Origin of the sequence: Microcystis sp. LE18-22.4A (assembly GCF_027531105.1) — a bacterium.
Taxonomy (GTDB): Bacteria; Cyanobacteriota; Cyanobacteriia; order Cyanobacteriales; family Microcystaceae; genus Microcystis; species Microcystis aeruginosa.
Genome location: NZ_JAPZRB010000242.1, coordinates 1 through 11,301 on the forward strand (window position 1 = coordinate 1; position 11,301 = coordinate 11,301).

The window sequence follows — 11,301 nt, forward strand, 5'->3', positions numbered from 1 at the left end:
GGTCGAGGGAATCAACAATAAACTTAAACTAATAAAACGGAGAGGCTATGGCTTTAGAAACTTTCGGAATTTTTGGGTTAGAAGTATGTTATCTTGGCATCTTGTCTGTTGATTTAGCATAAAGGGTAACGAAGAGCCAGAGATATCATGGCAGGTAGTGCCGGAATCTGATCCGAAAATTTCCCAGTCGGGAAGTGCCAACCAGGCAAATGCCGTGCAAGGCGAGGGAATAATGCAGGTGACATTATCCGCCGCCATCGGCGATCGCATCAGTGAAGTTAATGAAGCACAGCGTGAATACGACCAACAATTAGCAAAAGTTGGCTCAATTCGAGAACAAGTCTATGCTGATTGGTATAAGTATATGCTGGCCACTTATGTTCTTCCTGATCGGGATAAGGAGAAAAGCTTGCTAGATAGAAGCAAAATACAAACACTGGGAACCGCAGTTAATATTATCAACGGAAGAAGCGACAGTGATTTAGTCCAAAGGCTCCTTAAGGACACTGCGGATAACAATCAATATGGGGTAAAAGCCTTAGAGAATGCCATCAAAGCTGCTGGGGTCTTGAACTTACAGAAAAATACAGAAGGTCAAATTATCAGCGCTGCTGCTCCTAAGAATTTTTCTGGCTCCTCTTTTAACAGTGATTCAAAAGCGAGCGGACTTGCCGGGTCGATTAACAGACCTTTTGACAGTAATTCAAATTTTGACAGCGATTCAAAAGCGAGCAGACTTGCTGGGTCGATTAACACACTAATTGCTGAAGTTCAGAAGTTTAACAAAGAATCCCGTTTAATTGCTCCCAAAAAATCAGTCCAAGTCACTGGCGATTCTACCTTAGTGGATGACGATATTGCCATGAAGTGTTTATCTTTCGATGGCAATCAGAATTATGAAATCTCTAATTTAGGAAATATCCAGTCCCTCTCGATGTGGGTAAACATACCAGAGGGAGTTCAGGGTTCCCTTTTAGAGGTGAGAAGTACCAGCCTTTATGTTAATTCTACTAATGGAATTAGCAGCACTTGGCAAAAAATTTACATTAACGGACAACAGGTAAACGGACCGATTAACTGGACAGCAATTCCTAAGAATCGGTGGGTTTTCCTCCACTTAGAGGCTAATAACTCCTTTAGTCACACCGTCTATTTAATGTCTAACTCTTCCGGTAGCCATCGTTTACGGGGACGCATCGCCAGCGTTAGCTTCCACAAAAACCCCCTATCTCCGACCGCAATTGACCGGGATTACCAAGACAAAATTGGTTTGTTCCGACCATCTTACACCATCAAAATAGTTCCAGGTCCTCGCTATTGGCAGCCAAATGATCCCGTAGTTTTAATGACTGGGGAAGTCGCTAAACCGACTCGCAACCGTGACGACGAGCGTTTAAGGACAGATGGTTTGCTGCAATGTAAATTATTAACTCAGTCCATTGACTTGCAGAGCTTATCTGACAACACCTTAAATATTTTTGTCCAATTTCTCAACGATTTTGGCAACAAACCCACGGAAAAAATTGGCTTCCGTCAATGGAAAAATCAGCCTTGGAACCCTTTCTTGTTGGAATGGCAAGTGCAATTGAAAGGGCTAAACCATAAAATAGAAAGCGAGACATACAATCAAAGCACAAACTACCCTCCTGACATCATCAAAAAGAACTATCAATTGCCAGTCGATGGCCTTGAAATTACCCCGACGGCTGCAAGCGCGAGTAATTTGGCTGATTATCCCAACCTTTACAGGGGAGCTAGTTTTCTCTCTTCCTCGGCTAGTATGTTGCTCAAGGACAATCTTATAGATTACTTGACCAAGTATTTGTTGCCCGACTATTACCAAGAACAAAATATATCCCCAGACGACCAAACCGAGGACTACCTGGTCAAGAATTTTACCGTTGTCAAGGGGTGGTATGACAAGAAAAACCCCACAGCTAGTGATCCTTTTTCTACGGCGCTGCGGGCCTATCAACAACTGCAATCTCTTAACGGCTGTCTCGCCCAGAGTCTCGGCGGCTTTAGTGATGCACTACTCACCTATAGTCGGACAATTCAGTTAGATGTCAACGATAATCTACTTGCAGCAACTGGACCAGCAAAAGAATTCCTGAAAAACGTGCAGAACACTTTAGAACTTAGCTCTCGTCTCGTACCGGACAGTCTTTTGCGATCGCCTTTAACTGGATTCGATTTTAGTCCCATTCGTGTAGGAGGATTAAAGATTACTGATTTACGACTTGTGGATACCTTTGGACAGGTTAATGTCGTGCTTGACACTAACAATCGCCGTGAGATTGTCCCTAGCCAACCCCTAACACTGCCAACAGCTTTTGCTAATGTATTATCATCCCATCCCATCTACCTGCCACCCCGTTTAGCCCAACCCGCCCGCTTGAATTTTCGCTGGCTATCGGCCACTCGACCACAGGGGACTCGCCGCAGTAAAAGCAGTAAACAAGATCAGGAAATGAATGATACCCTCGCCACCAAACCAATCTGTGGCTGGGTTTTGCCCAACAACTTAGATAACAGCCTGACTATTTATGATGATGAGGGCAATGCTCTAGTGATGATTGACCGCACCGCTAGATTGCGCTCTGTTCCGGGACGTGATTACACTGAGGAGCAAATTCAGGAAATTATTGATCAGACTAACCCCTATCTCAAGCAAATGGTCCAGTATCTGAGTGATCAAGGGCCGGCATTTATGTCCGATTTCCTCACCACTGTCAATGCAGCCTTAGAAACCATTGATCCCGAAGGATTTGCTCAAAATAAAGCCATCTCCTTGCTAGTGTCGCGACCTTTAGCTCTAGTGCGCTCACGCGTCAATCTAGATATCCAAGGCATACCCGCCGTTAGCCAGAACAGGATATCCTTCTCTGAAGACATCTTCGGCAATAAGCTGCGAACGACGGACGCTTTTGAACAGGTCAAATTCCCCATCCGTATTGGTGAATATCAGCAGTTTAACGATAGTTTAGTGGGCTACTGGATAGAAAGCGCCAATGGCACTTCTTACGCAGGAGACATTTTTTATGCTCCCCAAAGTTGCTATGTTCCCCACGAAAAGATCAAAACCCTGTTTGATGATGAAAAAGATCCCACCCCTGACACTCCCTTGAATCTGGAGCAAACCTTAGAGGAAAATACAGCCCAAACTCTAGTGATGTTAATCGACCCTCGTGGACAAGTTAACGCGACTTGTGGCATACTTCCTGCTAAGAGTATTTCTATTCCGCCGGAACAGTATTTACCTGCTTTACAAGCGATCGAAGTTACCTTTTTAGCGGCACCACTTCTGAGTGATCTTAACCCAATCAATGATCTTGATCAGATCAAGCTTTCCCTTCCCGAAGTACCCAATTATGAGTGGTCTTGGTTAGGAAAAGAAGGGAATACCTGGTCAAATCGTCCCCTAGTTCCCTTTGATTCTCAGTCCGTTTACTCCAGTCCACAAAAAATCTATGATGGCTGGCTAAAATTAACCAGAAAAACAGAAACTAATGAATGAAGCTGAACAAATTTCCCTCAAATTAACTTTGGGGGAAGTCAACCAAGTTTTAGAAGCTTTGGGTACTATGCATTACCGCCAAGTCTATCAACTGATTGGCAAAATCCAGAGACAAGGAGAAGCCCAATTACAGCAACCTGAATCAACCGATTCATGGACTCAAGAAATCCCAACTGTCAGCGAGTAAAACCCAACCACAAAAAACAATTTCTTTTTTCTCAAGGAGTAATGATCATGATTAACCCAGTTCCCCCAGAAATTCTTCAAAAGGAAAAGGCCATTAATCTTAACAATATGACAACCCAACAGCCTTTGGTATTTCAGTTTTATTACGGACAGAGCGGCAAGGCTGACCTTATTAACACCATCTATTTAGAAGATGGCAATGAGGCCTCAAAGTTACATTTAGAGGTGTTGAATGTTAGCAAAAATATCATCGTCTTGAGCCCTGTCTTGAACTCTCCTCCCGAAAAATTAGCTACTGTTGCACAAGGAGGCGCTAATGCGGCTAGTCCGGAACGATGCCATTTTCAACTTCGTTGGCAAAAAGATTTAGGGCTTAACCCTAGTGAGATCACAATAGACAATACTAACGATTGGATCGTCAATTATAACGAAGAAGAAAACTTTTTCTCGATGTATTTTCTTCGCACAACTGAACTGACGTTACAACCAACGGAGAAGATTCAAATAAGTTTCTCGAAACTTACAGCTAATAATCGCACTGTTAAAAGCAGCAATGTTGAATTGTTGTATGGTGGAATCGGTCTAATTTCGAGCAAACCAACGGCGACAGCAACAGCAACCCCACTTAAGGAGCAAGTAAGTTCCAAAAACGCGGTTTCTGTAATCAATCATCTCCGCAAGACGCAAATTCCTTTACAATTTCGGGTCTTAGGTTCTAATGCGATTCTCAATGATGGAACTACTCAAAACACTCTGAAATTAAAGGTACTCAATTCCCCTTTATCTAATAACACGCGACCAATTCTCTCATTAGACCAAAGTTCAAAGTTTATTGTCAGCTTTGAGCAGGGAAATCATCCAGACGCACTGGTGGCAACAACTAGCCAGTTAAACGGCGTTCAAATCAAAGTAACAGATAACAATTCTTGGGCATCAGACCATACGGCAAATTCCACTCAGTGGAGTTTTACACCCAAGGCATCCCCGAAGCAATTAACAGCAGGACAGGGAATCGAGCTATCAATTACCAATTTAGTAACAAGCAGTGCTTCTGGACTAGCTTGTATATATATTGACTATCAAAACATTGGTAGCTATCCCGATGGGCGGCTAGTTATACCTATCGAAAAAACGCCACTTTTGTATAGTGAGGAGAATGTTGGCATCGGTATTAATCAACCCCAAGCTAAACTTCATGTTGGTGGGAATGCGGTTATTAGTGGTAAGGTCGGTATTGGTACTACAACTCCTAAAATTCATCTAGCAATTGGTGATGATGACACGGGGCTAAAGCAGCAAGGAGATGGCATATTAGATATTTACACAGATAATTTTGCGCGGGTGCGAGTTGATAAAAATGGCAATGTCGGCATCGGTATTAATCCCCAAGCTCAACTTCATGTTCGTGGGAATGCGGTTATTGGTGGTAAGGTCGCTATCGGTACTACGACTATTCACGCAGATACTCAACTTCAGGTTAACGGCAATATAGTTTTAGGGAAGAATGAAAACAACAAAAAATTCATGTTTTACACTCGTCCCAACGAGAATGGTGACTTTCTGCAAATCACTCATGATAACCAGTCTGGAGATTGGGAGTGGAATCAAGGAATCGTTTTAAAAAGAGGTGGCAATGTCGGCATCGGTACGACTACTCCCGCAGCTAAACTTCATGTGAATGGTGGGAATGCGGTTATTAGTGGCAATGTCGGCATCGGTACGACTACTCCCGCAGCTAAACTTCATGTGAATGGTGGGAATGCGGTTATTAGTGGCAATGTCGGCATCGGTACGACTACTCCTAAAATTCATCTAGCAATTGGTGATGATAACACTGGGCTAAAGCATCAAGGAGATGGCGTATTAGCTATTTACACAAATGGTATAGAGCAAGTGCGAGTTAATGCCTCTGGCAATGTCGGCATTGGTACTAACGAGCCCCAAGCTCAACTTCATGTTACCAAACGTATTCGTTTAGACGATGTACCAGTTTGGGATGGTCCTAATGTCTATGATGTAACATGGGGACACGAGGCGAAGGGTGATCTGTATAATGTAATTTGCCGCGAAGGATCATCTGAAAGATACAAACAAAACATAATGCCCTTAGAAGATGATTTCCAAAAAATCTTGACCTTAGAACCTAAAGCGTACCAAATGAAGGAAGGTCATGGAAATGAAGATGAATGGCAATTTGGCTATATAGCTGAGGAGCTTGACCAAGTTGGGCTAAAAAGTCTAGTTGTTTATGACCGATCTGGGCGGCCGGATGGTATTCAATATAAGAAGATGTGTATCTACTTGAATGAGGTTCTCAAAAATCAGCAAAATTATCTTGAACGACTTGAGAACAAAGTTAATGAGTTAAATCAGAAACTCACCGCTGGTCAGTAGAATTATTCATTTTTTGCACTTAAAACTCATCAACCAAATCCCCCAACAAACCATGGCTACAAACACCGAACCCAAATTAAAAGAAGAACTGGAAAAAGGTCTTTCAAAAACCTCAAATGACGCACCGGCAAAAGGTCCAAAAATAACAATTTCTATCGGGAAAGACATCGAGTTTATCTCTGAAACTAAACCCGACAAAAAACCAAGTGAAGGTCAAACCATTGTCGCCTATACAGCTAAAGAAAAAGGAGACCCCTTCAGTATCACCCTCAATGATTTGATGGCAACCCTAGATACAAGCATCGCTGACTTGTTACCAAGTGGACTCAAGGATAAATCGATCAAGTTCAAAAATCTGATGGTGATTTACCGGAAAGAACAGAAAACAAGTAAAGGAGAATGGCTGTTTGTCCTAGATTTAGATATCGCCACCAAAATCCAATTAAAATCTCTTCCCGTAGTGCGTGGTTTAATCTCCGATGAAGTCGGTGAAAAAGAATTAGTTCCATCCCTGCGACTTGTCGCCGCTTCTAAAGCCTTTACCATTAAAGAAATTCGCGTTTTAAACGACAAAATCCCTAACAAACCCGACGACGAAGAAGAAAAACTCATCCCCCCAATGCCAGTTCCTAAAGAAGAGGGTACACAAGAAAGCGAAGCCAAACTCTCTGTCCGTAAAGGTTTTAGCTTCTCAGGTCAATTGGGATTAGCCGATGCTGCTAAGATTTTGAGCTTGCCAGTAAGTCCACAAGCAGAAGGAGAAAAAGAAGAATTAGCTCCTGGTGGAGAAAAAGAAACAGTCACCAACAGTAACTTAGCCGTTTGGTTTGATATAGACAAAACCTTCGGACCGTTTTCACTTAAACAAATTGGCTTCCAATATGAGGAAAAAGCAAACAATCCAGAAATCGGCATCGTCATTGATGCTGCTCTCAAAATCGCTGGCTTGACCCTCTCTTGCGACGATTTAGGTGTTGGCATTGCCTTAGCCAACTTAAAACCATCCTTTAAAATATCGGGCATTGGCATAGAATACAAAAATTCAATTATCGAAATAAGCGGGGCCTTACTGCGTAAGAACGGCATATATGAAGAATATCTGGGTTTAGCCAGACTCAAATTTGATCTAGCAGGTAAAAGTTTTGGTGTCAGCGCCATCGGTGCCTATGCCTACTACAACAATGAACCCTCCCTATTTCTATATGCCGTTCTCAACGTCACTATAGTAGTTGATCCCTCCTTCATTATCACGGGATTTGCTCTGGGTTTCGGCTACAATCGCTATCTAAAAGTACCCTCCATCGACAATTTACTAGATTTTCCCCTAGTTGCCGAAGCAGTAGAACCCAGCGACAGTAAATTTTCCGATGATAGTGAACTGATTACCAAAAAACTGGGCCAGATGGATGAATATATGCCCATATCCATCGGCTCCGGCTTTGTCGCCATCGGACTCAAGTTTACCTGCTTCAAGATGTTAGACTGCTTTGCGCTGCTAACCGTCGCCTTTGGGGAAGATTTCGAGATCAACCTGTTGGGAATTGCCAAGATGAAAATTCCCACTCCGGCAAAAGACTCGAAAAATACAAGCTGTATTCTCAATATGACGATGCTCCTACGAGCCAGATTTTCTCTGAGTGAAGGAGTAATCTCCATAGAAGGTCAATTAGCCTCAGATTGCTATCTCTTATCCCCAGATTGTCGCTTAACTGGTGGCTTTGCCGTCTGTCTCTGGGTTTCTGGCCCTCATGCCGGTGATTTTGTCATTACTTTAGGTGGTTATCACCCCCTATTCAAAAAACCTGCCCACTATCCTACAGTCCCTCGTCTAGGCTTCCACTGGAAAGTAGGGAATTGCCTATCCCTCAAGGGAGAAAAATACTTTGCTCTGTGCGCTCATGCCATCATGGCCGGTGGCCGACTAGAAGCCAATTTCAAACTTGGTAAACTGTGGGCTAACTTTGTCGCTGAGGCTCATTTCCTCATCTCTTGGAAACCCTACTACTACGAAATCCTAGTACAAGTGAGGATTCAAGCTGGCTATGGAATACTTGGACCGGTTAGTTTAGGGGTGCAACTCCATATTTGGGGTCCAGAATTTGCCGGTACAGCCACATTTAGAATTATCTTCGTCAAAGTCACTGTGGAATTTGGCGATCAATCTTCTCGCTTACCAGAGCCTATCGATTGGGAAAGTTTCCAAAGTTCCTTCTTACCCCCTGCGAAATCAACAGCACAAGGTTCATCAACAGCTGCAGACGTTTGTAGTGTTGTTGTCAATCAAGGAGTCACCAAACAACTCTCACCAGCAACAACCAAAGAAGTCGCCTTTGTCGTCAATCCCAAAGAGTTAGAGCTAGTAGTTAATTCTGCTATCCCCAGCAAGCAAGCATTGTACGATAAAAAATCTCTCGGTATTGGCGAGGCAAAAACTAATTTTGGGATTCGTTCTATGGGGGTTACAAAAGAGCAACTAGACACGAGTTATAACATTAAGATTAAACGGCAGGAAAAGGTAGGAAGTGGCTCAGTAACTGTTGATAAGGACGAGTTCCAATTTATCCCGATAACTCAAGATGTACCAACTGCACTTTGGGGCGATGCTAAGGTTAAATTGACGAAAGTAAAGGGTAAAGACTCAGAACGAATTCTTCTCCCTGAAGCTAACGATCAGCAATTTGTTAAGAACACTCTCTCAGGTTTCCGTATTGTTCCTCAAATCAAGAAAGATGTCTGTAGCACTAATAGTATTGATGTCAACGAATTGCTACACGATACCACCGCCATAGATAAGGTTTACACTTGGCAAAATATGACGGCTTTTTCTGGGGTTTCAGCCGATAATCAAGCAACGAGAACTACTGCGGTCAAAAACAGTATTGTAACTAACAATACTAAAAATAATCGCAAAAATCTTCTACAATCTCTCGGCTTTAATCCAGACAATGATGTTCAATTAACTGAGTCTGTCGCCAATTCTTTTGTCATTGCACCCCAGGTTAAAGCGTAATTCAGATCAAGTAAGGGCGGTATCTCTAGCCCGCCCTTATTAAGCTTTCGCCCGAACTAGCTCCTTCAACAACTCTCTAACACCTATTTACCAAAAGGATTAATCTTATGTCCACCTCAGCTACTAACATTAAAGTTCAATTTATCGAACATCGTCAACCTCCCCTAAATAGTGGTACTTATACAGTGGAAGTTGAGCAAACTGTTAAGACCAAAAACTCTCAGAAAATACCTGAGCAGACATTCAGTAAAGAGCTTACCTTTTATGTAGATGGCCATCGTTTTGCTCCCCTAACTCCTGATAGCATTTATGCCGTTTTTCCCCCTGCGGGAAACTTGGGCGAGTATTCTAATGCCCTGCCCCATATCATCCTTAAACGTGGTACTCTGCCTTGGGAGCGTACTATCAAATCAACAAATTCTAAGCTCCCTTGGTTAGCTCTCCTTTTGTTTCAGGAATCAGAAAAACCTGAACCAAAAACAATTAAATTAAAGGAACTCAAACCAACTTCTGGTAATATTAAATTTCCCACATTTAACTATGAAACTGGACAAAAAGATGAAGATGTGGTGACGGTAATTGATGTTCCTAAAGGCATTTTAGAAAAAATCCTGCCTTCGGAAGAAGATATAGCTCTCCTTGCTTATATTAACCAAATAACTAACGATCAAGGTAAATCTCTCAGTGAACCTTTAGCCACTATTTTAGGCAACCGTTTACCCAAGAAAGGGGAAGTGAGTACCGTTCATTTAGTCGCCCTTGAAGAACGCTATATTGAAGAACGCTATAATGGAACATCTGGAAAATTTGACTATCAAGGCGCAGGACCTAACGATTTAATCCGCTTAGTCAGCCTTGTCAGTTGGAGTTTTGCCTGTGTTAATAGTAAGCACAATTTCGATGCCCTGCTCAAAGAAATTAATCGCGACCCCGATACCCTCAGACTTCCCTCCGAAGGTAATAATCCAGCAAAGCAATACCTAGATTTAGGTTATGTACCTCTCCACCACGCTCTGCGACAAGGAGATAAAACAATTTCTTGGTATCATAGTCCTTTAAGTACAGGCCAAAGCCAAGATAACCTAACTGCTCCTGTTCCTATAGCTGATCAATTGATGCGTTATGATCCTAATACGGGTATGTTTGATGTTTCCTACGCTATGGCTTGGCAATTAGGACGAATGCTTACCCTACAAAATCAACCCCTTGCTGTTGAGATTTTTAACTGGAAACGCTCTAAAGCTCAGGACTTACATCAGATACAGCAACAAGTACTGCACCTACCTTTCCAAGCCACAACTGAAACTAACGGGGATATACCAACAGCGATCGCCAATTGGTTCCAAGATTTAGAATTACTCAAAAACGTTCCTTTTAACTATCTGGTTCCCGATACACGGTTACTTCCCCCCGAATCTTTACGCTTCTTTTGGATAGACTCTTATTGGGTTGACTGCTTACAAGATGGGGCTTTTAGTGTCGGACGAGTTACGAAAGAAGACTTACAATTAAATGTTATTCGCAGTTTACCCCGAAGCAAAACCCAGTCTGATAAAACTATTACTGGCTTTTTATTAAATTCAGAAGTAGTATCCGGTTGGCCCGGTTTAGAAATAGAAGGTTACGTCAATCCCGTAACTGGAATCGATTTTGTCGCACCAGAGAATAAACTAACCATACTCCGAAGAGATCTGCTATCAGATAATATCTTACTCTGTTTTTTTGCCGGGGAAGTTAAAACCCTTGACCTTTCAATTAAGGGATCATCCGTTAATTGTGGTGTAGATCCGATTAAAAAAGGAACTAAGATTACTAAAGGACTACGACAACTCGATGGTGAGCAAGAGACGGAGAACATAGAGGTTCCCTTCCGAAATGAAAATCTAGGAGTGATTAATATTGAGGAAATGGCCGAGAGGCTCAAACAAGGGTTAAATGTCCCCTACGATTTCACTTCTGCTCAATTTGCAGCAACCATGATTGAGGGATCGCCCAAAGTTAGATTTGTCGCACGGGGTTAGAGTTGTTGGGTAATGTCTTTGGACTTTTGGGAAATCAAAAAGTACCAGGCATGGGAGTGATCAGGGGGAAAATTGAGGTACTTTTTCCCTGAAAATTAGGTAGGGTCTGCTGAATAAATCTAAAAACCTTGTTGGATAAGACTTTTAGACTTTTTTTTTCCTCAAAAAGTGCC

General features: G+C 42.4%; 5 protein-coding genes and 1 pseudogene. All 6 read left to right on the top strand.

The window, feature by feature from the left end; genetic code table 11:
- Positions 1 to 112, top strand: a 112-nt coding sequence (locus O9295_RS11095) for a transposase (protein ID WP_071784045.1), incomplete at its 5' end; no start/stop codon positions are given.
- A 27-nt stretch (positions 113 to 139) separates the two neighbouring features.
- Positions 140 to 3,517 (top strand): annotated as a pseudogene (locus O9295_RS11100) (hypothetical protein); the annotation flags it as partial.
- Positions 3,510 to 3,704, top strand: a complete 195-nt coding sequence (locus O9295_RS11105; protein ID WP_288032966.1) for a hypothetical protein — start codon at positions 3,510 to 3,512, stop codon at positions 3,702 to 3,704. The pseudogene O9295_RS11100 and the gene O9295_RS11105, both read left to right, overlap by 8 nt.
- 47 nt (positions 3,705 to 3,751) lie before the next feature.
- Positions 3,752 to 6,097, top strand: coding sequence for a tail fiber domain-containing protein (locus tag O9295_RS11110; protein ID WP_288032967.1), 2,346 nt, complete (start codon positions 3,752 to 3,754; stop codon positions 6,095 to 6,097).
- Between the two features lie 52 nt (positions 6,098 to 6,149).
- Positions 6,150 to 9,107 (top strand): DUF6603 domain-containing protein, encoded by a 2,958-nt coding sequence (locus O9295_RS11115; RefSeq protein WP_288032968.1) that lies wholly within the window; start codon positions 6,150 to 6,152, stop codon positions 9,105 to 9,107.
- A gap of 107 nt (positions 9,108 to 9,214) precedes the next feature.
- The gene (locus O9295_RS11120; RefSeq protein ID WP_288032969.1) at positions 9,215 to 11,128 is read left to right on the top strand and encodes a hypothetical protein; all 1,914 of its coding nucleotides are present in this window, start codon (positions 9,215 to 9,217) and stop codon (positions 11,126 to 11,128) included.
- The last annotated feature ends 173 nt before the right edge of the window (positions 11,129 to 11,301 follow it).